Source organism: Margalitia sp. FSL K6-0131, from assembly GCF_038008735.1.
In the GTDB taxonomy this organism is placed as follows: Bacteria; Bacillota; Bacilli; order Bacillales; family Bacillaceae_C; genus Margalitia; species Margalitia shackletonii.
In genome coordinates this window covers 4,836,836-4,861,102 of record NZ_JBBOZS010000001.1, presented here as the reverse complement: position 1 = coordinate 4,861,102, position 24,267 = coordinate 4,836,836, and the positions used below count along the sequence as shown (strand labels likewise).

General features: G+C 36.4%; 25 protein-coding genes and 2 pseudogenes. 19 read left to right on the top strand and 8 right to left on the bottom strand.

Features of this window, described 5'->3' with window-relative positions; genetic code table 11:
* Positions 1 to 80: 80 nt before the first annotated feature.
* The 3 genes from NSQ59_RS23790 to NSQ59_RS23780 all read left to right on the top strand — a co-directional run bounded on the left by NSQ59_RS23790 (position 81) and on the right by NSQ59_RS23780 (position 2,626).
* The gene (locus tag NSQ59_RS23790; RefSeq protein WP_055742478.1) at positions 81 to 545 is read left to right on the top strand and encodes a hypothetical protein; all 465 of its coding nucleotides are present in this window, start codon (positions 81 to 83) and stop codon (positions 543 to 545) included.
* 268 nt (positions 546 to 813) lie between these two features.
* Positions 814 to 2,010, top strand: a complete 1,197-nt coding sequence (locus NSQ59_RS23785; protein ID WP_055742477.1) for an MFS transporter — start codon at positions 814 to 816, stop codon at positions 2,008 to 2,010.
* Positions 2,011 to 2,242: 232 nt separating this feature from the next.
* The gene (locus NSQ59_RS23780; protein WP_055742476.1) at positions 2,243 to 2,626 is read left to right on the top strand and encodes a hypothetical protein; all 384 of its coding nucleotides are present in this window, start codon (positions 2,243 to 2,245) and stop codon (positions 2,624 to 2,626) included.
* A gap of 118 nt (positions 2,627 to 2,744) precedes the next feature.
* Here the strand turns inward: NSQ59_RS23780 and NSQ59_RS23775 are convergent, their stop codons facing one another.
* Positions 2,745 to 3,425, bottom strand: coding sequence for a DUF1129 family protein (locus tag NSQ59_RS23775; protein WP_055742475.1), 681 nt, complete (start codon positions 3,423 to 3,425; stop codon positions 2,745 to 2,747).
* The gene (locus tag NSQ59_RS23770) at positions 3,422 to 3,754 is read right to left on the bottom strand and encodes a PadR family transcriptional regulator (protein WP_055742474.1); all 333 of its coding nucleotides are present in this window, start codon (positions 3,752 to 3,754) and stop codon (positions 3,422 to 3,424) included. Before NSQ59_RS23770 ends, NSQ59_RS23775 begins: the two co-directional genes overlap by 4 nt.
* Before the next feature lie 312 nt (positions 3,755 to 4,066).
* Between NSQ59_RS23770 and NSQ59_RS23765 the strand changes: the two genes are divergently transcribed.
* The 5 genes from NSQ59_RS23765 to NSQ59_RS23745 all read left to right on the top strand — a co-directional run bounded on the left by NSQ59_RS23765 (position 4,067) and on the right by NSQ59_RS23745 (position 10,846).
* Positions 4,067 to 4,369 carry an ArsR/SmtB family transcription factor gene (locus NSQ59_RS23765; protein ID WP_055742473.1) on the top strand — a complete coding sequence of 101 codons (303 nt, stop codon included), beginning with the start codon at positions 4,067 to 4,069 and terminating at the stop codon, positions 4,367 to 4,369.
* Positions 4,370 to 4,540: 171 nt separating this feature from the next.
* A complete protein-coding gene (locus tag NSQ59_RS23760) occupies positions 4,541 to 5,722 on the top strand; it encodes an MFS transporter (protein WP_055742472.1) in 1,182 nt (393 codons plus the stop codon).
* Positions 5,723 to 6,170: 448 nt separating this feature from the next.
* On the top strand, positions 6,171 to 6,764 hold the full coding sequence (locus NSQ59_RS23755; protein WP_055742471.1) for a YdeI/OmpD-associated family protein: 594 nt from the start codon (positions 6,171 to 6,173) through the stop codon (positions 6,762 to 6,764).
* A gap of 348 nt (positions 6,765 to 7,112) precedes the next feature.
* Positions 7,113 to 7,436 (top strand): ArsR/SmtB family transcription factor, encoded by a 324-nt coding sequence (locus tag NSQ59_RS23750; protein WP_055742470.1) that lies wholly within the window; start codon positions 7,113 to 7,115, stop codon positions 7,434 to 7,436.
* Positions 7,437 to 7,675: 239 nt separating this feature from the next.
* Positions 7,676 to 10,846, top strand: coding sequence for an ATP-binding cassette domain-containing protein (locus NSQ59_RS23745; RefSeq protein ID WP_055742469.1), 3,171 nt, complete (start codon positions 7,676 to 7,678; stop codon positions 10,844 to 10,846).
* 198 nt (positions 10,847 to 11,044) lie between these two features.
* Here NSQ59_RS23745 and NSQ59_RS23740 read toward each other — a convergent pair whose 3' ends face one another.
* A complete protein-coding gene (locus tag NSQ59_RS23740) occupies positions 11,045 to 11,485 on the bottom strand; it encodes a hypothetical protein (RefSeq protein ID WP_055742468.1) in 441 nt (146 codons plus the stop codon).
* A 328-nt stretch (positions 11,486 to 11,813) separates the two neighbouring features.
* On the opposite strand from NSQ59_RS23740, the gene NSQ59_RS23735 reads away from it, so the two are divergent.
* Positions 11,814 to 12,560 (top strand): nucleotidyltransferase domain-containing protein, encoded by a 747-nt coding sequence (locus NSQ59_RS23735; RefSeq protein ID WP_055742467.1) that lies wholly within the window; start codon positions 11,814 to 11,816, stop codon positions 12,558 to 12,560.
* Positions 12,557 to 13,231, top strand: a complete 675-nt coding sequence (locus NSQ59_RS23730; protein ID WP_055742466.1) for a hypothetical protein — start codon at positions 12,557 to 12,559, stop codon at positions 13,229 to 13,231. Before NSQ59_RS23735 ends, NSQ59_RS23730 begins: the two co-directional genes overlap by 4 nt.
* A gap of 130 nt (positions 13,232 to 13,361) precedes the next feature.
* Here the strand turns inward: NSQ59_RS23730 and NSQ59_RS23725 are convergent, their stop codons facing one another.
* A complete protein-coding gene (locus NSQ59_RS23725; protein ID WP_055742465.1) occupies positions 13,362 to 13,883 on the bottom strand; it encodes a topology modulation protein in 522 nt (173 codons plus the stop codon).
* Between the two features lie 128 nt (positions 13,884 to 14,011).
* Here NSQ59_RS23725 and NSQ59_RS23720 point away from each other — a divergent pair, with 128 nt between their 5' ends.
* From NSQ59_RS23720 to NSQ59_RS23705, 4 genes are all read left to right on the top strand, one after another.
* Complete coding sequence (locus tag NSQ59_RS23720; RefSeq protein WP_055742464.1) at positions 14,012 to 14,842, top strand: sporulation protein; 831 nt, start codon at positions 14,012 to 14,014, stop codon at positions 14,840 to 14,842.
* A gap of 272 nt (positions 14,843 to 15,114) precedes the next feature.
* Positions 15,115 to 15,888 (top strand): class I SAM-dependent methyltransferase, encoded by a 774-nt coding sequence (locus tag NSQ59_RS23715; RefSeq protein ID WP_055742463.1) that lies wholly within the window; start codon positions 15,115 to 15,117, stop codon positions 15,886 to 15,888.
* A gap of 310 nt (positions 15,889 to 16,198) precedes the next feature.
* The gene (locus NSQ59_RS23710) at positions 16,199 to 17,332 is read left to right on the top strand and encodes a GAF domain-containing sensor histidine kinase (protein ID WP_055742462.1); all 1,134 of its coding nucleotides are present in this window, start codon (positions 16,199 to 16,201) and stop codon (positions 17,330 to 17,332) included.
* Between the two features lie 12 nt (positions 17,333 to 17,344).
* Entirely contained in the window at positions 17,345 to 17,983 is a 639-nt protein-coding gene (locus NSQ59_RS23705) for a response regulator transcription factor (protein WP_340832911.1), read from the top strand.
* A gap of 97 nt (positions 17,984 to 18,080) precedes the next feature.
* Here the strand turns inward: NSQ59_RS23705 and NSQ59_RS23700 are convergent.
* Positions 18,081 to 18,504 (bottom strand): annotated as a pseudogene (locus NSQ59_RS23700) (acetyltransferase).
* A 759-nt stretch (positions 18,505 to 19,263) separates the two neighbouring features.
* Here NSQ59_RS23700 and NSQ59_RS23695 point away from each other — a divergent pair.
* The 3 genes and pseudogenes from NSQ59_RS23695 to NSQ59_RS28030 all read left to right on the top strand — a co-directional run bounded on the left by NSQ59_RS23695 (position 19,264) and on the right by NSQ59_RS28030 (position 20,501).
* Entirely contained in the window at positions 19,264 to 19,386 is a 123-nt protein-coding gene (locus NSQ59_RS23695; protein WP_268888422.1) for a hypothetical protein, read from the top strand.
* Positions 19,387 to 19,451: 65 nt separating this feature from the next.
* Positions 19,452 to 19,766, top strand: a pseudogene (locus NSQ59_RS28035) (VOC family protein); the annotation flags it as partial.
* 315 nt (positions 19,767 to 20,081) lie between these two features.
* Positions 20,082 to 20,501, top strand: a complete 420-nt coding sequence (locus NSQ59_RS28030) for a VOC family protein (RefSeq protein WP_437177128.1) — start codon at positions 20,082 to 20,084, stop codon at positions 20,499 to 20,501.
* Between the two features lie 310 nt (positions 20,502 to 20,811).
* Here NSQ59_RS28030 and NSQ59_RS23685 read toward each other — a convergent pair whose 3' ends face one another.
* The 3 genes from NSQ59_RS23685 to NSQ59_RS23675 form a co-directional block, all read right to left on the bottom strand.
* Complete coding sequence (locus tag NSQ59_RS23685) at positions 20,812 to 21,351, bottom strand: NADPH-dependent FMN reductase (protein ID WP_055742459.1); 540 nt, start codon at positions 21,349 to 21,351, stop codon at positions 20,812 to 20,814.
* 111 nt (positions 21,352 to 21,462) lie between these two features.
* On the bottom strand, positions 21,463 to 21,888 hold the full coding sequence (locus tag NSQ59_RS23680; RefSeq protein ID WP_055742458.1) for a universal stress protein: 426 nt from the start codon (positions 21,886 to 21,888) through the stop codon (positions 21,463 to 21,465).
* 165 nt (positions 21,889 to 22,053) lie between these two features.
* Positions 22,054 to 22,344: a hypothetical protein gene (locus tag NSQ59_RS23675; RefSeq protein ID WP_055742457.1), complete on the bottom strand. Its 291-nt coding sequence runs from the start codon at positions 22,342 to 22,344 to the stop codon at positions 22,054 to 22,056.
* A 273-nt stretch (positions 22,345 to 22,617) separates the two neighbouring features.
* Here NSQ59_RS23675 and NSQ59_RS23670 point away from each other — a divergent pair, with 273 nt between their 5' ends.
* Both NSQ59_RS23670 and NSQ59_RS23665 read left to right on the top strand, forming a co-directional pair.
* The gene (locus NSQ59_RS23670) at positions 22,618 to 22,929 is read left to right on the top strand and encodes a helix-turn-helix domain-containing protein (RefSeq protein WP_055741498.1); all 312 of its coding nucleotides are present in this window, start codon (positions 22,618 to 22,620) and stop codon (positions 22,927 to 22,929) included.
* Positions 22,930 to 23,003: 74 nt separating this feature from the next.
* Positions 23,004 to 23,882, top strand: coding sequence for an IS3 family transposase (locus NSQ59_RS23665; protein ID WP_244885895.1), 879 nt, complete (start codon positions 23,004 to 23,006; stop codon positions 23,880 to 23,882).
* Positions 23,883 to 24,267 lie beyond the last annotated feature (385 nt).

Genomic DNA, 24,267 nt, shown 5'->3' with positions numbered 1-24,267 from the left:
ATCTGTCTTAACTGAGTATCCTAACTAATAACAAAATAATAATGATTATAGAGAAATCTAAAAAGGAATGGTGGGTAATAGTGAAAAGATTTGTTGTATCGATAGTTATGGTTATTACACTCGTACTTGCTGGATGTGATTCTAGTAATAATTCACAAGGTTCAGAAACAAAACGAGAAAATTTACAGGACAGTATTCAAACTTTGACAAAAGCCCAAAAGATTGAGATGAAGTCTGAAGATAGCGGTACAGTGGTGCGTACAATTACAAAAAAAGAGGAAGTTAAAACATTTATAAAGCAACAGCGAATGGATAAATGGGAGTATGCTGGTGCTTTACCTAAAGAAGCTAAAAAGCAGTATGAGTATATATTTTCGCAGGAAGCTACCGTAAAACCTGCTGAAAAAGAGAAAAATCGAGAGTTGAATGAAGTGGCAAGGCTAATCACATATAAAAATATACCTTACGTGACACTTAAAGTATCATTTATCAACTTAAATATGAAAATACCTAAGGATGTTGCAGAATACTTAAATCAAAATTAACTTGAAATTTTACGCGAATACGGCCAAATTTTTAATCAGAAAAAAATTTAGGAAAGACTCTACCCATAAAAATATGGGTAGTTTTTTTGTCTACAAATTTTTTCCAACGAACCTCTCCTGGTGAATAATTTAAAATATTCGTAATTTCCCCTCGAATATATTACAGTAGTATTGAGATTAGCATTACGTTACAACTTATAAGACATACTTATAACATGTTTCTAGTAAACTATCTATTTTATTTTGAGAAAGGAAGCATTTGAATTATATGGAAGAACAACTGATAAAAGGACGACGTAAAGAGAAGATATGGACAAAGGATTTTATTCTAATTGTAATTGCAAACTTTTTTATCTTTCTCGGGTTCCAAATGACTCTTCCGACGATTCCCCTTTTTGTAGAAAATCTAGGTGGGAATGATCAATTAATCGGTTACGTTGTTGGAATCTTTACTTTTTCCTCTTTACTTCTTCGTCCGTTTGCGGGAAATTTATTGGAAACAAAGGGAAGAGGCTTTGTTTATTTAATTGGCTTAGCTGTTTTTGTCCTCTCTGTTGGATCATTTGGGTTTTTAATGAGTATCGCCTTGCTATTTCTCATGCGAGTCATACAAGGGGTTGGCTGGGGATTCTCGACTACAGCTTCTGGTACAATCGCAACCGATTTAATCCCGGCATCTAGAAGAGGAGAGGGAATGGGATACTTCGGATTATCCGGGAATTTAGCACTTGCATTCGGTCCGTCACTTGGGCTAATTTTAGCCAACCCGAACATATTATCTTTCAAGTCTTTTTTCTTCATTTGTGCCGGATTAGGTTTTGTTGCTTTGCTGCTTTCTTCCAGAATTAACTACAAAAAAGTAGAACGGAACCAGGAAAAGAAGAAAGTGAAGCTAGATTTATATGAAAAAGGAGCACTGAAACCATCTTTATTATTATTTTTCATTACCGTTACATTTGGAGGCATCGCGTCTTTTCTCCCTTTATTCACGGCTGAAAAGCATATAGAAGGAATACAAGTATATTTCCTTATATATGCGCTTGCGTTAATGGTAACAAGAACATTTGCAGGACAATTATATGATCGCAAAGGGCATCAAGCTGTGTTCATTCCGGGGACATTATTAGTGTTAGCAGCGATGGTCTTACTTGCGTGGCTTCCAAATAGCGCAGTTCTTTTTACGGCAGCTGCCTTATATGGTCTTGGCTTCGGTTCCGTTCAGCCTGCTTTGCAGGCATGGGCAATTGAAAAGGCTCCTATAAACCGCAGAGGTATGGCGAACGCAACATTCTTTTCCTTTTTTGATCTAGGTGTCGGTCTAGGTGCGATGGTGTTTGGCCAAATCGGACACCTTTTTGGTTATAGCAGTATTTATAAAGCTGCTGCAATTTCCGTTTTTATCTCCATACTGCTTTATGTCTTTTTCTTGTTAAAGGAAAGAATTACTATGGTTGAGCATAGGTGAAAATTTAGATTAATTTGTATTTAAATTGAAATCCAAAAATATATAAGAAGATTACAGAGAAAAGATAAATAGTGTAGAAGAGTCGAAGAACTAAAGTAAACTTCGGCTCTTTTTTATTGTTCGGATCCAACCCATAATAGTTTAAAAGCATATTTCTGCAACATATGAATAAGATTTCTAGAAAGGAAGTGTTCCAATATTAGTAAATTATGAGTATTAAAGGAGGTTCCAAATGGAAAGTGTAGACAAGGCTGGTAGAGAAAACTTATTGGGTTATATCGCGTTGGGCATTGCTGTTATTTTTATTATAGGCTTTGTGTTTTTCTCTCAACATCAAAATAACGTGATAGTGAAAAATAATATCAATGAGGCATTAAAGCAGGATAAAACAACGCTAGCTTCTTATACATTCGATCATAAAAGAGTTGATTATCCAAAATCAAAAGTAACATTAGATAATAATCATAGTTCCTTGTATATGGCCTTTTACAATATGCTGCATTTTAATACGGAGTTTGGAAACGACAAAATCTATGAAGTGGTAGGTTCCAATGGTGAAAACTATATAATGGACGTGGATAGAAAATTGCAAGTAGTGGAATGGCAAAAGAAGTAAAGAAGTATTAAATCATTAGGGTGTTAATTATCCAAAAAATAGCCTGTATCCTAAGTTCACTCAGTAAACTTGGATACAGGTTATTCTTACTGTGTGCTCTTGCTACTAATTATACAACCTATCTAACCCCAACATTTATTCTTCGCAGCGTGTATACAATTATCCAAAGGATTCCTCCTGCTAGTAGTGAGGCCCACCAAGTAAAGTGGAAGGTTGGCCCAAAACGAGGGATGAACATACTTGCTACAACAACAATTACCGTTGATAACGCAACGAAAATTCCTACCATGAGCCTACTCTTCTTTTCATTGGGATTTTGATTAAACAAGGATTGTTGGATTACCCTAAAGATAAGCCATACTCCGAACAAGACGGAAGCCAGTATAATGGCAAATATAATAAGAGAAGACAATGGATAGACAGTATCTCCTATATTCCTAAATTGTGACGTTACTAGAATAGCGATTCCCCGAACGATCAAGATCCAACTGATCAGATGAAAGATAATTCCTAATAGCAAAGGAACGACTTCTCGTTTCTTTCCATTTGGAAGGTTTTGAATAATTTCATCAGCATATCGTTTCGGGTCATCACCAAAAATATCGCGTGCCGACTTTCCTTCCTGTTGACCTTCAAGCAGGTGATCCAGCATTTCCATTAAAACTTCCTCGGAGTGTTGTTCAGACAGAGATAAATTCAGGCGAATGTAAATTAACATGTCACTATAGTATTGTTTGTTCTCTGGGGTGAGAAGTTCACGTTTTCGGTTATTTTCTTCAATTAATTGTTTTGCCTTCATGGTAAATTCCTCCCATTGAATAAAGAATTAACAGGTTTTACAATTTGCATCCACTCGGAGGCAATGGTATCAAGGGACTCTTTGCCTTGCTCGGTTAAATAGTAGTACTTACGGTTTGGCCCAGACTCTGAGGGCTGCATTTTTCCACTTATAAGACCGTTTTTTTGTAGCCGCAGTAAAATGGGATATATCGTCCCCTCGCTGACATCACCTAATCCCGCTTCTTGGAGCTTTGTTGATAATTCATAGCCATACACTGGTTTCTTTTCGATAATGGATAACACACAACCATCCAATATTCCCTTTAATAATTGACTCCTTAAGGACATTGTATAGCTCCCTTCCTAAATTTTAAGTTGTATAGCTATTTTGCATAGCAAGATAGCTAGTTGAAAAAAATAACTATCTTGCTATACATAATAGTTGATTTTATTATATTCTTTTTTCTCCAATCATGTCAATTCGAATTTTAAAGGTGATAGTTCCTTTTGTAACGAATAAATAGTTAGAAGAAAAACATATCGTTCAAAAAAGAATTTTAATCAAGATTTTTTTGCTGAACTGGGTATTCCCGAGCTGCATGAAAAAACAATGATCAAAAAACACATTGACATATTAAGATATCACGATATAATAACCGTATGGAACCAATTGAAATCTTCAAAGCCTTATCAAATGAATCAAGGTTGCAAATTTTGCAATGGCTGAAGGAGCCTGATCGCCATTTTATACCCCATGAAGGGATTGATATGAACACAACAGGGGTGTGTGTTAGTCAAATAACAGATAAATTAAAAATGACGCAATCAACTGCTTCCCAATATCTCACCATACTTTTAAGATCTGGTCTTATTAAGGCAGAACGAATAGGAAAGTATACGTATTACAAAAGAGATGAGGATGCCATAAAAAAAATTGCTGACTTTTTCAAAAAAGAGATATGAAAATGAAACTAGAGAATTCAGTTTCCTAACTTCATAACAAATAAACATCTTTAGATGTTTATTTTTAAGACCTACATATCGACATATTGCGATGTGTTTATTTTTAAAACTAACATATCGTTATATTGCAATATGTGAAAATATAAACAGTAATTAAGGAGTGAATTTTTTATGTCAAACACTTGGAAAATATATATTTTAGCTATTATCAGCTTTTTAGTAGGAACATCTGAGTACATAATTTCCGGTATTTTGGATAATATTGCTCATACACTTGGGATAACAATAGCTGCAGCGGGCCAATTAATTACGATCTTTTCACTTGTATATGCTATTTTTACACCAATCCTCATGTCGTTGACTGCAAGTATGGATAGACGAAAATTAATGCTTTATTCTCTTGGCCTATTTATTATAGGAAACATCTTGGCGTTTGCCCTGCCTGGTTATGGATGGTTTATTGTTGCACGAGTAATTATGGCACTTGGGGCAGGTATGGTAGTTGTAACTGCATTAACCATTGCAGCGAAGATTGCTTCAGATGGTAAGCAGGGAAGTGCCATTGCTACTGTAGTTATGGGATTTACAGCTTCTTTAATTATTGGAGTTCCTCTCGGAAGAATGACAGCAGTAGCGCTTGGTTGGAAGTCTGTATTTGGTGGAATTGCTCTATTGGGATTAATAGCAATGTTAGTTATATTTCTTACTCTTCCACAAACAGAAGGGGATAAACCCATACCATTATCTCAGCAAATTTCTCTTTTTAAGAAACGAAAAGTAGTGCTAGGATTATCTATTACGTTTTTCTGGCTAGGAGGATATTCTATTGCTTATACCTATCTTTCCCCTTACCTCCTTACCATTTCTGGGATAAGCGAAAAGTTGCTTAGTGGAGTTTTACTTATATTTGGAATAGCTAGTTTGGTTGGATCGAAGTTCGGGGGATATAGCACGGATCGCTGGGGAGTGTCCTATACTCTGGTTGGTGGTATGGGACTGCACATCATCATGCTGATTTTGCTATCACTCGTAACTCACTCCTATATCGGAGTGCTAATCATTCTTATATTATGGTCATTTTCGGCATGGTCTACTGGTCCAACACAACAATATCACTTAGCCACAATTGAACCAGAATTATCAGGCGTATTGCTTGGCATTAATCAGTCCATGATGCAATTAGCGATGGCTGTAGGTGCGGGAATAGGGGGTATTTTTGTAGAGAAAGTATCACTGGCTTCCATTACTTGGATTGGAGCATTGGGGGTTGCAATCGCTATTGTTGCTTCCTTAGCTGCTTTCCATTCAAGTGCAAAACAGAAATCATCGAATTTAAAAGAAATGAATTATTAATATGGATTCAAATAGGTTCCTTTAGCCATTGAACCAGGTATAGTCTTTTCATTTACAAGGGGTTCTTAGTTGAAAAATAATAATGGGATAAAAGGAATAAATATTCCTCAATTAGACGCTTTTTTCTTTAAAAAGAAGAGCGTCTTTTTATGTAAATTAAGCTTTAAGTGAATTTGTTTAATTGTGATAGCAGTGCTTAGTCTGATATGAATTTTATGGTCAACACAAAATTATACATTATTTATGAAAAAGTTAATAGTAGCAGTCCTGCGGAATGGCGGAGTTCCGACATAAGCTTCTTGTAACTTGCCAACCCAGGTCTGCTTGACATGACAGCAATTAATTGCCTATTATAAACGCGGATAGCAATCGGAGTCTTTTATTAATGTGAAGGCAGGGGGAGGTTGATTTTGACCGATATTAAAAAATTGAAAAGGAGTGTTCCTTGATGGCAGAGAATAAATTGAATCCTAAAGTTAATGAATTTATAAGTAAATCTAAAAAGTGGAAGATTGAATATGAGAAGTTGAGAAATATCGTTCTTGACTGTGAGTTGACTGAAGAATTTAAATGGATGCATCCTTGTTACACGTATGAGAATAAAAACATTGTTTTAATACATGGATTTAAAGAATATTGTGCGCTTCTGTTTCACAAAGGTGTCTTATTAAAGGATACCCATGGGATTCTAATTCAACAAACCGAGAATGTACAGGCGGCGCGCCAGATACGGTTCACTAATGTTGAAGAAATAGTAGAAATGGAAAACATCTTGAAAGCCTATATTTATGAAGCAATTGAAGTAGAGAAAGCCGGTTTGGAAGTAAATTTTAAGAAAACAGAAGAATTTATTATTCCGAAAGAGTTTCAAAATAAATTAAATGAAATCCCTGCCTTGAAAACTGCTTTTGAAGCATTAACCCCGGGACGGCAAAGAGCATACATTCATTATTTTTCTTCAGCCAAACAATCCAAAACTCGAGAATCAAGGGTTGAAAAATATGTGCAGCAAATTCTCGATGGAAAGGGATTAAATGATTAGTTTATTCGATGAGAAAATTAACTATCAAACACTTTGTTTATCCTAACTCCTTTCTGGATTGTAGGTGAAACTTAATCAAAATAATAGACTTACGTATTACCACACAAAAGTGTTCCTATTGTTTTAATGCTGAATACAGGCTTTTCTTTAACTGATGGGGCAAGAGTTTCAATAAGCAACGGTAAAAACTTTGACGTTGCTCCTATTAATTTGTTAGAAATACTTTTGCTAAAATTCCTTCCTAAGCCGACCACTTAACTCACCATCTATTGGAGTTGTTTCACTTTTCTTATGTCTCATCAAACTCAGGACACCAATTGGTGTTGAAATAATAAGGGGGTGGCGATTTTGAACGAGAAAAATCAAGAGCGTGACGTTTATGTAGCTATCGCTGACCCAACAAGACGTAAATTGTTACGTTTATTGGCAGATGCAGAGGAGTTACCGCTTCACGAATTAACCGCTCAATTTCAAATGGGGCGTACTGCTGTTTCTAAACATTTGGCCATCCTTAAAGCAGCTGGTCTAGTTACGGACCGTAAAGTTGGGAGAGAAACAAGATATCGTCTAAATGCAGCTCCCTTACAGGAAATTAAAGATTGGATATCCTTTTACGAAAAATTTTGGAATGAAAAAGTGGCACTGTTAAAAATTTTATTAGAGGAGGAATAATGAATGGCGGAATTTTCATTGGATTATCAGATTAATAGTTCAATCAATAAGGTTTGGAACGCGAACAGATTCAGATAATCTTGCAAAATGGATAATGGAAAATAAGAAAAAGTAAACGGCTCGGCTTAGAACGGAGCCGTTTAATTTTTTGTATTAATATCGATACAAAACACAATACAAATTCATTTAAAGTTGTGCTAACATGGCAATACTAGATTTAGAGAATGGAGAGGATTTTAATGAAAATAAATCAATTAATTGCCAACAATATTAACCGTTTAGATACTGTTCTGCCGGAAGATCAGACGCTCGGAATTGCTGGTCTGTCCGGATCTGGAAAAACAACTTTTTGCAGGACCATTGGTGAAGAATCCAAGAAGCGCCTCGTGTCCTTATTGCCAAAGGCTGATTATCAGTATTTATTTCCGAATATTATGGAAACTAATTTCAGTGCCATCAAGATGGAAGAGATGCCTTTAGTGCTTTTTCTTGGGAGATCATCCATTTCTTCTAATCCACGTTCAACAATTGGCACGCATACTGGCGTATTTACAGAGATTCGTGTAAGACTCGCTGAAAAATACGATCTTTCTCCAGAAGTCTTTTCATTTAATAATGAATTAGGCTGGTGTCCTAAGTGTAAAGGCCGCGGTTCTAACAATAATGTTGAATGCCCTAAGTGTAATGGAAGGCGTTATAACGAGGAAGTGGAGCATTACACAATCGATTTATTTGGTAAACCACATAGTATATCAGATATTAACAACTTAAGTATTGAAACTATTCTTTCGCTAGTAGAGGATTTAAATATTAGTGAAGAAAAACAACATATTCTTAAAAACATAATCAATATGAATATTGGTTACTTAACATTAAATCGAATTATGGGTACTTTGTCTGGTGGAGAATTAACACGGCTGTACCTCGCAGAATTCATGGCTGTAAGTGAAAATACGGTTATTATCATTGATGAAATATCAGTCGGTATAGATCACGAAACATTACTAAAAATTTTAGAACAAGTTAAACAATTAGGGTATAAGAATCAAATTTGGTTTATTGATCATTCTGACACAGTTCTTGATACAACGGAAACCCAAGTTTTCTTTGGACCTGGCAGCGGTAAATATGGCGGAAAAATCGTAGATGAATCACCGCGCCCAAAACCAGTATACTCAGAACGAAATGAGGAAGAGCCAACTGATTACTATCATTTTCAAGATTTATTTTGCCGTAATATTCAAATGGCTGAAATCAAAATACCAAAAAATAGACTTGTAACCATTACTGGAGAGTCTGGAAGTGGTAAATCAACACTTGTCAACGAGTGTATTGCCGAAGATTTTCAGAAGCGGTACAAAAAAGATAAACTCGTTATGGTTGGACAAGATCGAAATCAATCCATTACGAGTCGGTCAACCGTTGCGACTTTTCTTGATATTAAAAAGAAAATCACAAAATATAGTGAAGAAATTGATGATATTTTCGATCGCTCCATTGAAGATATCATTGATGAACTTCCAAATGAAGATATTGCACATAAACGTTTGAGCTTATTGATCAAACTCGGATTAGGTTATTTGACTTTAAATAGAAAGACACAGACACTGTCGACTGGTGAATTTCAATGTGTGCATTTAGTCTCGGAACTGTTTGCAAACTCTAGAAACCCGCATACCCTTTTCATTTTTGATGAACCTTCAAAGGGTTTATCACAAAATATTTTAAATCAATTCATGGATAGTATCAGGTCCATTCTACAAGATGAATCTGTTTCTATCATGATGATTGAACATAATGCCTATATGATGGAAAGCTCCGATTTTATTATTGATTTTGGTAAAAGAAAGAATGAACCTGTCACGCATCTTGATGTTGTTCCTCAGCATGAATATTATGAGACTAAAAATAGGGAAGATATCGCCTTGCCATCGCCTATTCCGTCGACACTCCAATCACAAAAAGGCATTACGTATTTAAAAGAATATCATATTGACTACTTTAAAAATGCAGAAAATATCTATAAGGGCGGTATATTAAAAAGCTTATCATCCATAGCCCGTTTGATTTATGGCGAATATGATTCCAATAAAATTGCACCCGTCATTGCCATTGATCTTGAAAGACATTTGTATAGTCAATATAGTTTCCTATATGAAATGGGTGGCGTGATTAACCATATTATAGCGTCGCATCCGACTAATAAAGATACGAGAAGCTTTGATTTCTTTTCTCAGGACAATCATTGTCCATCATGCTCGGGACGCCTTGAAATTGGAATATTTGATAAAGATCTTGTGATTCAAGACAAAAATCTTCCATTCTGGGATGGTCTATTCTATCCAGAAATAATGGAAGTATTAAAGTTTTATCAATACCCAAAATTAGAATTTCTATTTGAAGAAATTAAGAATGAGCTCGGGTTTGACCTGACAAAAAGCTATAATGAGATGTCTGATGAAGAAAAGCATACATTTTGGTACGGGTATTATGAAAAGTCATTTTATGATAAGAAAGGCAAGGCACGCAGAACATGGGTAGGTTTTAATACCATCCTTGGTATGTATATGGTCGTTTCAAAATCAATTATTAAAGAGCAAATGAAAGCTTCTAAAGAAAAGATTACATGTCCTATTTGTAAGGGTACTGTTTTAAACCACCATAAACCGCTTAAATTTGGAGACAAAGATATTCGTGAAATAATCAATCTGCCGATTGACCAAGTATTGAAAATAGTAGGTGAGTTACCTCCACTCGTCAAACTGAAATCTATTGTAGGCGGCGATATGATTTTGACTGAAGACGTCTCTTTATTGCCTAGAAAAACACAAGTCGCACTGAAAATGTTTGAATTAGAACAAGCAAGCTTTACCGGCTATGAAATGGTATTACAAAATGTCTTACCATTCTGGGACACAATCAAAGACAATATCGAATCCATTAGCATCAATAATCAAGTAACCATCTGTGATTTTCCTTCTATCTATGAAACAAGAGAAACGATCATAGATAAATATTTCACAAATGGAAAATACAAAAAACTAACATATGTGTATGAAGCATTTGGTTACAAAAAATTAGTTACTCCAATTAATAAAATTAAAAAGAGCCATCCATGTCCATTCTGTAAAGGAAAAAAAGTTATATCAGAAGATAATCTGCATGATGGAGTCTTTAAATTAACCATTCCATGTGTAAGTTGTTGTGCAAGTGGCATCAATGATGAGGGTCTTAAGGAAATCGTTGAAGGTATACCAGTCAAAACATGGTTAACTGGGACAGTGAGAGATGTTGTTGATGGAAGCTTATATACAGAAGCTGTAGCAGATATTCCAATCTTTAATCGTATTCGTGAGTTAAATAAACGAGATATGATGGCAGTTTATCAATGCCTTGAGCAAAATAATTAAAATGAATTAATAAAACTAGCCATATTTAAACCGAAGCTAGTAGTAGAAAACCCATTTGCATAATAAATGGCAAATGTTTTTTTACAAAAGGGGCAGTTTTGCTAAAAGAAGAACAAGATAATTTAAATCCTAGAAAAACATTGAAATAACAAAGGAAGAAAAATTTTTTTGATTTCTTCCTTTTTATTAAAAAAATATTTATTTTACTTTATTCGTATTAGATCCAAAGATAATAAAAATCGAAGAAAACAGTGCTATATACACTCCATAACGAATCTGAGACAACTGATAAATAAGTGAATCGGTTAACGTTTTTCCGATAAGCATACCAGACATAGTGTGATAAATAATGGCAATTAAAAATAAAATAATTGTCAAAATTGATGTTAATAAACGAATTTTTGAGGTGTTTTGTGATCTAAGTTCTTGAATTAAAACGATAATACAAAGTATTGGAATAATGGAGAGTACAATACCCAATATTGGAGATATCAGAAAAATCATTGCACCTGTATAGTCAAATCCTGTAAGTGTTACATCGGAAATACCTTGTAATCGGTTTGACCAAGGTAGAAAGAAAGATGCAATCAATGTAATGATAAACAAGTTTTTAAATTTGAAAATCCTTTGTATATGCATGGATATCACCTCCTTATGTATGGTGCATTTATTCAAAAAAGGCATAATAATTATACGTTCTTAATGATCGATACGTTTCATTTGTATACGATAAATAACTTTTCGCCATGAGTTAAAAGAGATTAAGCTCACTTTCATCACCGTAAAATTCTATTTCATTTGTATTAAACTAGGGAGTTGAAGAGAAGAATTTTACTTTAAAAATAAAGTAGGAGTTGAGGATTAATTGAATCAGCAACTCTTTTTTTATGGGGTAATTCTAGTAAGAAGGGAAAACACGATCTTTTAACGAATAAACTGTTATTCGGAAATAAACGGGGTGAGGATCATGACTGCAATGAAAAGGTTAAAGGCGATGGAAGCAGCTGCACTGTTCGTTGATCAGTTTTTTTCTAATTGTGATGGGGCTGTTTTAGCGGGCAGTGTGGTTAGAGGGGAGGAAACAGATACCTCTGACCTGGATATTGTTGTATTCGATAAAAATATTAACTCTTCCTATAGAGAATCATTTATAGAATTTGGATGGCCAATTGAGGTTTTCGTTCATAATTTAAGCTCCTACAAGCATTTTTTTGACCTGGATTACAAAAATGCGAAGCCTTCTATGCAAAGAATGATAGCAGAGGGACTAGTTGTTAAGGATGAAGGGATTCTGGATGCCATAAAAGAAGAAGCAAAGGCAATACTGGAAGAGGGACCAGAAAGATGGACCGATGAAACCATTCGGTCGAAACGTTATTTTATAACGGATGTCCTGGATGATTTTATCGGTTGTCAAAATCGGGCAGAAGGATTATTTATAGCAAATACTCTTGCCAATCTTCTTCATGAATTTGTTTTAAGAACTAACGGCCGTTGGATTGGGACTTCAAAATGGATCATTAGGGCATTAAAGAAGTATGATGAAAAATTTGCTGCGGATTTTGTGAATGCTTTTGATGCCTTTTATCAAGATAGTGATAAAAGCAGAGTGATCGATTTGACTGATAAAGTTTTGGAGCCCTATGGAGGCAGGTTATTCGAAGGGTTTTCGTTGGGAAAAGAAAATAGGACAGACAGGAGCTTGGATATTTGAAAGTAGATAGAGCGGTTCGGAATAATATTGCATGGTGTGAAATGGTTTGTGATACGCATGGGATTGAATATTTTTGGAAGGAAAATCTATGGGGACTGCTAACGGAAGCACCTCCATTTTACCCTGAGGTTATAACTGTGAATAGGAAGGCAACGATGGAGGAGTATAAGTTCTTTGGTGAAAAAGGAAAAGTCAGTAGTGTCAAAGATAGTTATGCACATCTTGATCTGTCACCATATGGTTTTAAAAAATTATTTGCTGCTGAATGGATTTATTACGCGCCAATTTCTGATACAGAGGCACTTGAAACAAAATGGAGTGTGATTTCGACTGAACGGGATTTAGCATACTGGACTTTGCAATCTGGTTTGATAGATGTGATCAAGCCGAATCTATTAAAATATGAAAATGTGAAGATTTTTATGCAAGAGAACAACGAAGAAATCTCAGGGTTCATCGCCAATGTGGATGCAGGTGTTGTAGGAGTATCTAATGTATTTTCGATAGGAAATGACAATGAAAATCTATGGAGTGAAATTCCAAAAATCATTTCAAATGAATATCCTGGTATGTATATGGTTGGATATGAGCATGGCAGCGACCTTCAGTTAGCACAAAAATCCGGATGGGGTTCACTGGGACCACTAAGAGTGTGGATTAAATCGGATTAATGGTAAAAAGGGAAACAGTTGGTATAAATGAATCCGGATATTGGGGCTGTGCCGTGTAAGCGGGCATGAAGAATCGTGCCCGTTCCCAAATGTAAAAATTTAAAAGTGGCACATACCCCGCTTCATCACACTAAGCAGAACCTAATGCTATATTCTCAAGATACTCCCGAATTGCTTTCTTATTTTTTAACACAATTATTGTCTTTTCGGAACCAAGTAGTTGAAAACGCTCTGCCATTTTCTTCTTCCGGGAATGGTAAGTTGTATAGATAAATTTCAGAAACGTCCACTCCATCTTTTCAGGGCATCCTTCTCCTAAGTCAGGGCGAGTTCTGCCAATATTCATTAACCATCTTTTTAATACTCGATAAAGGCAAACTGCTAAAGGAAGCTCGAGATAAATAATGGTATCAGCAGATTCTGCGCGAATATCAAAAGAATTACTATAATTTCCTTCGATGATCCACTGGTCATTTTTGACGATTTCCTTTTGGGCATGTCGAAATTCTTCTAATGAGGATTCAACCCATCCCGGTTTCCAATAGTAGGAATCCAAATGATATACTTTTTTATTCAAGATTTCTCCTAGTTTTCTCGCAAATGTAGACTTTCCGACACCAGAGGAAACACCAATTACCATAATACGCTCCATCTATCCATCCCCCTTATTTGAAAAATGCAAATATTATCGCCGTATTCTTCATTCATTATTCCTAATTATATATAATAATAGAAAAAAATGGCGGAGGGAATTAAAATCATACAAAGGGGGAGTGTAAAATGTTGAAAAAAATCATTTCAAACATGATTGGAAATGTAAAAGTTGATACCATTCTATCGAAGGATGAATTTGCACTCGGTGATCCATTTGAAGGGGAAGTCGTTTTAAAAGGAGGAATTCGAGAACAAGAAGTACGCAATATCCATATTTATTTGATGAGAAGATTTCGTGTTGCAAAAAATAGAACGGAAGCCTATCCGTGTTACTCCTTTACCATTCCTGTTAACCTGATAATGAAACCCGGGGAAAAGTATCGATGCCCTTTTCGTTTTATGTTACCGATTTATCTGCCTGTTACTTTTTCCAAAAGAGAAGTATGGGTGCAAACGGATGTAGAAATTCCACATGCTATTGATCCAACAGATAAAGACTATGTAAAACTAAATATGTCTTCTTTTGAACGAATACTTACAACTATTATGATAGAAAGATTTGGGTTTCGCCATGGGTATGTCACACATCATGGCAGTGCTCAAAAACCATACCTTTACCCGGGACACCCACTCGCTTCCTTGTATGAAAAAAGAGACTATCCCGTAGTAAAGTCCTATTACTATGATGTAGAAGGTAGGTTTGCAGAAAAATATCGGAATGTAAGTATCATGATAGGGAATTGTATAGAACAATTCGACTTATATTTTAAGTTGCACTTTAAAAATGATAAATCACTTTATAAACGAGTTTTTGATGAATTATCCGAAATAGATCAAAAAGTGGTTTATTTAAGCTTGAATTTCAATACAATGGAAAACTATGATTTGATTGAAAACAAAATAAGAACCCTTCTCGAACAAGAGGATAAGCCTTATTACATGGTGAATGATCGGTGACTGGATAACGCTGGTTGCCGATATCTTTTTTAATAATCTATGTAAATAAAAGATATGAAAAATACCAGTGTAGTCTCTGTCTAGCGCCATTTATCATCGCTAACGCATTTCTACGTCTTCTCCCTACGATAAGAGGGCATCAGCTCTGTGTTTCAAAAGATTACGAAGTGAAATGGCACTTCAAATTTTGCGCATCCTTTCTTCTCTATTTTATAGAAAAATAGAGAGAAATGGAAAAAAGGTATTTTCACCCCGATATCGAATAGGAACCGATGGAGGGGATAAACATGATAAAACAAATTTTAGATCAAAACAAACAAAGCTGGGACAAAGTAGCCCACCATTTTAACGGAGTAGACGCATTACCGAGCTATGGACCTTTTGCACAAACAGAGGATGAGTTGCGCCTTTTTGATGATATGCAGAATAAGAGAGTTTTAGATATTGGATATGGGAGCGGGCATTCCTTATTGTACATGGCCTGCAAGGGCGCGAATGAGTTATGGGGCGTTGATATTTCGGAAGAGCAAAAAAGAACGGCGGAAGTTACATTGGGAAACCTGAATCCAAAATTGTACTGCGCTCCGATGGAGGAAGATATCGGTCTGCCAAAAGAGTATTTTGACTATGTCTATTCCATTTATGCAATTGGATGGACGACGGATTTAGCAAGGACCTTTCAATTGATTTATTCGTATTTGAAGCATGGAGGCAGCTTTATTTTTAGCTGGGATCATCCTTTATATCCTCATTTAAAAAGCGAAAATGGGCGGATCTATCTTCATGACTCCTACCAGCAAGAAGAAACGGAAGTGTACAAAACATTCAAGGGCGAAGACGCACCAATGGTCATCCACAAGCGCAAAATGAGTACATACATAAATGAATTGATCAAAGTGGGGTTTACGATTGATGCAGTGATAGAAAGTGATGTATCATCTAACTTTGACTCAGTGGAAACAGAAGTGTCTGACCGTTATTATTCGCTCTATAAAGCTAAGAAATTTCCAACAACGATGATTATTAAGGCTACGAAAAAGGGATAGCAGCAGTGATGTTTATTTTAGGAAAATAAGTTTCGATTGCCATGAGTGAAATTTTGATATTTTTCAGCGAATCTTTACATTTATGCCGCCATGTTTAGCTATATCAATCTTTGCACATGGCTAATTCCTGCCGAACTTGCAGCAATTTTGCTAAAAGGATGAATAATCCCGCGAGATTTTACGATTATCCCGCCAATTTCCGATATAATCCCGCGAATCAGCCAAACCTACGACCTTAGTCGTAAAAAGACTTTAGCCAATTTGCTGAGGTAACCGTTTCAAATACTTGATAACATAAGGTTTAAAGATCATGGAGGGAGTACCGTTGTCTAAAATAATCCAGAATTCGGAACTGCTTATTCTAAAGGAGATTGCAGAACTTTTAAACGAAAGCACCGAGGTAGAGAAGATGCTGCCGGAAGTTTTAAATAAATTATTGAATGTCACTGGGCTTGAAATTGGTTGGATGTTCCTGGTAGATGGTGACGGGGGATATCGACTTGTTGCGAAAGAGTCCTTACCCCCGGCTCTTTCCCTTAACGACTGCAGCCCAATGTGCAGTGGAGAATGCTGGTGTATAAATCGCTACAATATTGGGCGTCTTCATAAAGCTACAAATATAATAGAATGCAAGCGTATTGAAGATGCTTTGGCAATTAAAAGCGGTGCAACAAATGGACTCACTCACCATGCCACTGTTCCACTCCGGGCGGGAGATGAAAAATTTGGGATATTAAACGTCGGTTCTCCTAATAAAACAACCTTCGAACCAAGTGAGTTGGCATTATTAGAGTCTGTTGCTTTTCAAATAGGAACCGCATTGAAACGGATTAGGTTGAGTCAAAAAGAACAGGAAACAGCATTAATTGCGGAACGTAATCGGTTGGCACGCGACCTTCATGATTCGGTTAATCAACTGCTTTTTTCCCTAAGCCTTACAGCGCGTGGGGGGATGGAAATGACAGATGATGAAGGAATAAAAGAAACTTTTTCTTATTTGCAGGATTTAGCGCAGGAAGCCTTGGGAGAAATGCGTGCCTTAATATGGCAGCTCCGGCCAATTGGACTGGAGCATGGAATTGTCAGTTCTTTAAAAGCGTATGGACAAATGCTGAATTTAAATATGCGAACGAAAATTAGCGGTGTGGCGGGCTTGCCTGGAAAAGTAGAAGAAGCCCTTTGGAGAATCGGTCAAGAGGCACTGGCGAATTGCAAAAAGCACTCGCAAAGTGCAGATGTAGATTTGAGCTTAATGGTTGCAAATCATAAAGTGGAAATGGAGATTACGGACCGTGGCTGTGGATTTGTTTATATGGAGCAAAATGAGATACCATCTCTCGGTCTGAAAAGTATGAAGACACGTGCGGAAAGTTTAAATGGTACATTTCATTTAACGAGCGCTCCTGGTAAAGGCACTCAAATTAAGATAAAAATACCGATTTAGGAGGCGGTTATGATGGCAATTCGTATTCTTATTGCTGATGATCATCATGTAGTCAGACGTGGACTTGTCTTCTTTTTAAAGACACAAAAGGGTTTGGACATTGTAGGAGAAGCAAAAGATGGAAAAGAAGCGATTGAAAAAGCAGCAGAACTGTTGCCTGATCTTATTCTAATGGATCTGGATATGCCAGTAATGAACGGAATTGAGGCAACAAAAGCAATTAAAGAAAAATATGAGGATATGAAAATCCTAATTTTGACTAGCTTTTCTGATCAGGATCATGTTATTCCGGCGATGGAAGCGGGGGCGTCAGGTTATCAATTAAAGGATATTGAACCGGATAAATTAGTTCATTCCATCGAAGCGATTATGCGGGGAGAAAAACAGCTTCATCCAAAAGCAACCACGCTGTTGGTGGAAAATTTGACCAAATCCAAAACGGAACGGATGCCGATGGATGAATTAACGAAGCGCGAATTAGAGGTGTTAAAAGAAATCTTAAATGGCAAAAGCAATAAAGAAATTGCAGCCTCCCTATATATTACAGAAAAAACAGTGAAAACACATATAACCAATATTTTATCCAAGCTGGACTTAGCGGACCGTACACAAGCAGCTTTATTTGCTGTGCGCTCCGGGATGTTTGAGTAAGGGATTTATAAAAGAAATGGAGGGGAGATCTTGGTTCTTAGTTTCTCCCATTGTATCGATGCTCCCAACTATTTCTAAAAAGCTCTCTATTAATCACTTAGGCAGGGTTTCCCCTGATTACCACATTCTTTGTAACCACAACCCCAGAAGTAATGACATTATTGCCACACTTCGCCTGTCATTCCAAACATTATCACCGATTCAGCTTTACCATGCTCTAAACCCGAAATTCATTGGGATTCAGCGGGCGCATCGCAGTGTATATATGCACACCTGGAGCCATCATACGGTTATCTTTGATTCGTACCTCAATCGAAAATTATCATAAAAATTTTCGCCCACGTAAATTTTGTAGCCATAATTACATCTGAAGGTAAGTTCTCCAAATAACTCTTTTATTAAGGTATCCGGCATATCTAGTTCTATTTCAAAAGTATAATTATACGATCTTGTAATCGGTGGGAGTTTCCGTTCTTGTGCTAATACGGGTCTGCAGCGTTAGATAATTCTCCGCTTACCATTTTTTGCTTATTTTGTTATCGCTCCAAAAGGAATTTTTTCGAAAAATAGGAACCTGCAGATTCCTCCATCAACGGTATCAAAGACAAAATTGCAAAAGGAAAAGCTCCGGATGTCGTTCATCGAAGGGATGAAGGACAAAAAAGCAAAAGGAAAAGCTCCAGGTGTCATTCATCGGTGGGATGAAGGACGAAAATGCAAAAGGAAAAGCTCCGGATGTCGTTCATCGGAGGGATGAAGGACAAAAACGCAAAAGGAACAGCACCGGATGTCGTTCATCGAAGGGATGAAGGACGAAAATGCAAAAGGAAAAGCTTCAGATGTCCTTCATCAGAGGGATGAAGAACAAAAACGTAAAAGGAAATGCACCAGATGTCCTTCATCAGAGGGATGAAGGACAAAAAAGCAAAAGGAAAAGCTCCAGATGTCGTTCATCGGAGGGATGAAGGACAAAAATCGCAAAAGAAAAACTCAGGGAGTCCGTCGCGAAATGTATGAAGAATAAACCTAAAATGTCCTTTATTAGTCAAGTTTCTCCTTTACTAATTCCATCAGTCTTATGAACATTTCTTCTCCACCTTCCGAATGACATTTCTACGACTAAAGTTTGAAATAAGTTCAATCAATGTGTGGATTCGGATTTTTTGGGTAAAGATTAATATATAGCTATGGAATACAAATCGAAACGAAGCTGAATGTTACTAAATAAAAATAAAGTTTGTCATTAAAATCCAATTTAAAAATTTTATGGAGGGATCAATATGTTATTTTCGTATGAACAAATAGAGATTGCTAAATTAATCGAGCAGGATATGGTGAGAAAGAATCGCCACAGATGGGGATATTTCCAAAGGAAAAACGAGAGACAATACGAAGGAAAATAATTGAATGCTCAGGCATTTCAACAAAGTGTTGGGATGCTTGTTTTTGAGATGAAGGGGGAATAATCATGAAAATTTACCGAGTACAGTTAAAAGCATATTACTTAGAAAAAATGAAAAAGTTTTATACAAATCTTTTACAAATGCAGCTAGTTTATGAGGATGAGAGAAGCTTTGCCGTTTTAGCCGGAACAACAAGAGTTTATTTTGAGAAAGATGATGCGCAGCCATACTACCATGTATGTTTCCATTTAGGATCTGCTTTTTTTGATGAAATATATAACCGTTTGGAAAAAGAAAAATTACTCCTATCCAACGAAGAAGGAGAAACAAGCATGTATTGGAAAGGAAAACAGGCGTACTTTTATGATCCGGATGGAAATATTCTAGAGATTTTGGAGAGGCCGTTTCAACAAGGGGAAGAGGAGTCCGATGGTTGGTATAGAGTAGGGGAAATTGGTATGCCTAGCACAAATATCTATGAATTACGTGATTTTCTTTCTCCGTATATAGAAAATCAATATAAGATTGAGCAGGACTCTTTTTCCTTTTTTGGAAAGGAAGAGGGGGTAGGTGTGTTAGTGAAAATCGGACGGAACTGGTATCCGACAGATCGTCCTGCAGAAGTGCATCCTATTAAACTTGTAGTCAGTGGAAATACGGAAGCTTATTTAACTCACCCAACTCTTCCATATGAAATCACTGTAAGAAAAGAATGGTCGACGCTAGTTCCAGCTGTTCAATTCCGAATCGCAAGACCCACGAACCAGATGGAGAAGATTATTGAGTTTTACGGGAAAGGATTAGGTCTCCAAAAAGTAGGCGAGTTTCAAAAACATGAAGGGTATGAGGGTGTGATGTTCGGCATTCCCGATAAGAGTTATCATTTGGAATTTACACAGCATGAAAGTGGAAAGCCAATTCCGCATCCGCCAGAAGATCAGTTGCTTGTCTTTTATATAGCAGATACTTTTATGTGGAATGAAATGGCGGAACGATTATTGAGAATGGGATATCGTCAAGTGCCGTCGGAAAATCCATATTGGGATCGCGGTGGAATTACCATTGAGGACCCGGATGGGTATCGCGTAGTTTTAATGAATACTGTAGGAATTTGATTTTTGTTAATTTGTGAGTGTTCAAAATGCCAGGAGGAAGAAAAAACGGAAGCGAATTGTCCTTTATAAAGGTTCAAAAGACCAAGAGGAAGGAAAAACGGAAGCGAATTGTCCTTTATTAAGGTTCAAGTGACCAAGAAGAAGGAAAAGCCAAAGTGAGATGCAAAATTGGTTGGATACTTGAAGGCTAGGCAAGCAAATAAAAGCAATTAGTTAATAATGAAAAGAGTAACCAGGTGTCTCAGCAATGTTTGATAAAGCATTAATGTACCATAGAAAAAAGTTAGCGGACAGTACCATAAACTGTTCGCTAACCTCCTAATTTGCCTTGTAAATATAGCATTTCTTCCGCTAATTTGTTTATTCTTCGTAAAATATCCTTATCCAAAATCTCCGCAGTCTCTACATCGAATAAATCATTATGAACAAATACGTCCTTTGCAACGACAATTGCTTCTAAATAATGAAGAATTGGTTTTAATTGATATTGTGTTACGAGAAGATGTTTAGAAGATCCACCATTGGTAATACATCCAACTACTTTTGATTTAAATGCCCGTATCGGCATTAAATCGAATAAGTTTTTTAATGTACCTGAAATTGATGCTTGGTAAATAGGGGTTCCAATAACCAAACTATCTGCTTGGAGTATTTTGTTAACGACGGTTTGGGTATCGTCGTTGTAATAAGATAATGGTGTACCACGCATAAATTCAACGTCATATTCTTGTAAATCAATTAATTCCGTTTCAATGGCGGGATTGATATTTTTGGCTGCAGCTAAAACTTCATGTACGGTTTGCATTGTTTTACTTCCTGCCAGTGAACCTGAAACTCCGACAATTTTCACTTTTCTCCCTCCTTCAAAGTTTCCTTTCAATAGTTTCGCTTACTTATGTAAAACCGATTACGTATCCAAGAAAAAATACAGGGAGACATGTAACCTCCCTGTATTTTTTGTTTATTTTACAATTAATACTGGGCAATGAGACAATTGAGAAATCTTGTGGCTCACGCTTCCGAGCATCATTTCTTTAATATTGCCTAAGCCGCGGCTTCCGATTACGATTAATTGGTGATTTTCTTTTTCTGCAAGTTGAACAATTTGAACGGCAGGATCGCCCTGAAGATAAACGGTTTGGGCTTGTATTCCCTCTGCTTCTGCCTTCACTTTCATATTATTTAAAAGGTTTTCTCCTTCTTTTTGGATGGATTCATAAATATTATCGACTGTAGTACCTTCCAAACCTACTGGAATCGTAATATTTCTCTCCACATGTACTAAAGTAACATCTGCTTTTTGTTCTTTTGCAAGATGCAATCCTGCTTCCAAAGCTTTTTCACTCATCTCAGAACCATCGACTGCTACTAAAATCTTACGAAACATTTCAATGCGCCTCCTAAATTAGAAAAGCCTCTACAACCCCATTATATACCTAAATATTACTGGTGTCCCAAAAGGTGCCTATTTGGGTATCATTAGTGTCAGGCACTACTTGTGGACAAATAGAAGGTTTGTCCATTCCATATGGACAGTGGAAAATCATAAAAGTTACTCTCCAATTTTTAAAAGCCATTCCCGCAATTTTCTTTTTGGATAATAACTCTTTCCATTTAGAGCTAGATGCGGTATTTCCGGATGGTCATTTACTAAGGCTTTTGCATCTTCCTTAGAAATTCCCATGTAAAAGTGTATATCGCTCTCTTTTATTAACTCATGCTCATCACTTTCCTCCCACTTTTGAAAGACGCTTTTCGCAGTTGGATTATTAAAATTCTTTAAACCATCCCCAATAAAATAACCAGCTAGAGCAATCCCAATCGCTAAAAAAATGAATTCCATTTTTACTCATCTCCAATAAAAAATAAAAGTCCTGCATTTTATCTACGGAATCCCCATAATAAAGGTTTCACATAGTGTGTCATGCACCACTTGTGGAATATATTGAGAGGTTGTATTGCCTGAATTATTCCGAATTATGCCTGAATAATTACGTGAACTGCCTGAATTATTCTGTAAAGCTTTTTAGCCCCCTTAATCATTTAGACACGATAATACCTTAGGTTTACACTTAATGTATAACATACAAAATGATTCATAGGGAGGTGAAGACCCATGCCTGGAAAGAAAATTGATGTAATTGAAGATGTAAAAAAGAAATATGTTCGGCTTGCGTTAGAAACGGGTAACCATTCTTCTATTGCCCGAAAGGCGGGAATATCAAGAGATACCTTTAGAAGGTGGATGAATGAATATAAAGATGAAATGCTTGATCTAATGGAAAATGAGGGTACAACCATATTATCTGATAACCCCACTAAAGGCGAACTACTAGAAAAGTATGAACAAGCGATGAAATTGCTTGGAGAAAAAGAACTGGAAGTTGCCATGTTAAAGAATTTAATAAAAAAAAACGAATCTCTATAAATTCAAAATTAGATGAAGTGAATCTTTGGGTTGCGGAAGGTTTTCCTGTAAAACAAACGATGAAGGCATTGGAGGTGAGTCGCTCTTTGTACTACTATCATCAGGATATTGAAACAAATGAAAAAATAGTAACGAAGCGAGGGCGTCCTAGTCCAGGTTATTCATTAAGAAAAGATGGATCTATGGTTTCCGACGAACAAATTGAAGAGCTTTTAATGGAAGGCATAGAAGGAGAAGAAGGAATCTATGGTTATCGTAAGTTAACCAATTATTTAAGGGTGGAACATAATCTAGTGATTAACTTTAAAAAAGTGTACCGATTATGTGATAAGTTAGGCATTCTACTGCCAAAGCGCAACGTTTCTCCTTCCTATCCAAGACGACTAGCTAAGCAGCACTCAATTACCGGACCCAACCAATTATGGCAAGTAGATATTAAATATGGTTCGATAGAAGACAGTGGCCGGTTCTTTTTTCTGGCAAGTGCCATAGATGTATTCGACCGTTGTATTGTAGGTTATTATCGAGGATCAACATGTAAAGCCGAGAACATTAATACAATGCTTCAAGAAGCCATTATACGGCGTCAGGTTCATTTGCCACAAGATGAAAAGGAATATAGTATCATTATTCGAACCGATAATGGTCCACAATTTGTAAGTAAAGACTTTGGGGAATTTTGTGAACTCCATAAAATTTATCATGAACGTATTCCCCCAAAATCACCCAATTTAAATGCGTATATAGAATCATTTCACAGTATCATCGAACGGGAGTGTTACCAACGGTACACCTTTGAGTGTTTTGATGAAGCGTATTACCGAATAGATGAGTATATGGAATTTTATAATCACCGAAGATATCATGGGAGTCTTCATTATCTTTCCCCTACTCAGTTCCATAAGAAATTTAACGAGGTAGGTAGTATGGAAGAAATGGTTATTAATTTGTAGTGAGAATAGGATGAGAGGAAATTGGCCCCTTATTTGGTATAAAAGCAGAACGAATTAGGAGCACGACTTGATATGGAGCAGCGCATGATAACCTAGTTGGTGAATACAGCTTCTTAAGAGGCTGGGTTCCTGGATAGAGAATCATGCGCGAAGAGGCTCCATGTCAAGTCGATATGATACTATCACAAAATTAGGCAAGACAGAGGGGGCAATTTCCATCTTAAACAAAAAAATAAAATACTGCGAAAAAGAAAGATAATAGGAGTATGTGTCTAAAATAAGGGGGCCAACCCGAAAGTGACTGAATTATCTAATGGAAGTGGATTCATCAGTCACTATCTGTGGACAAGTCCCAAGTTCGTCCAGGGAAGCCGTGCAACCGCAA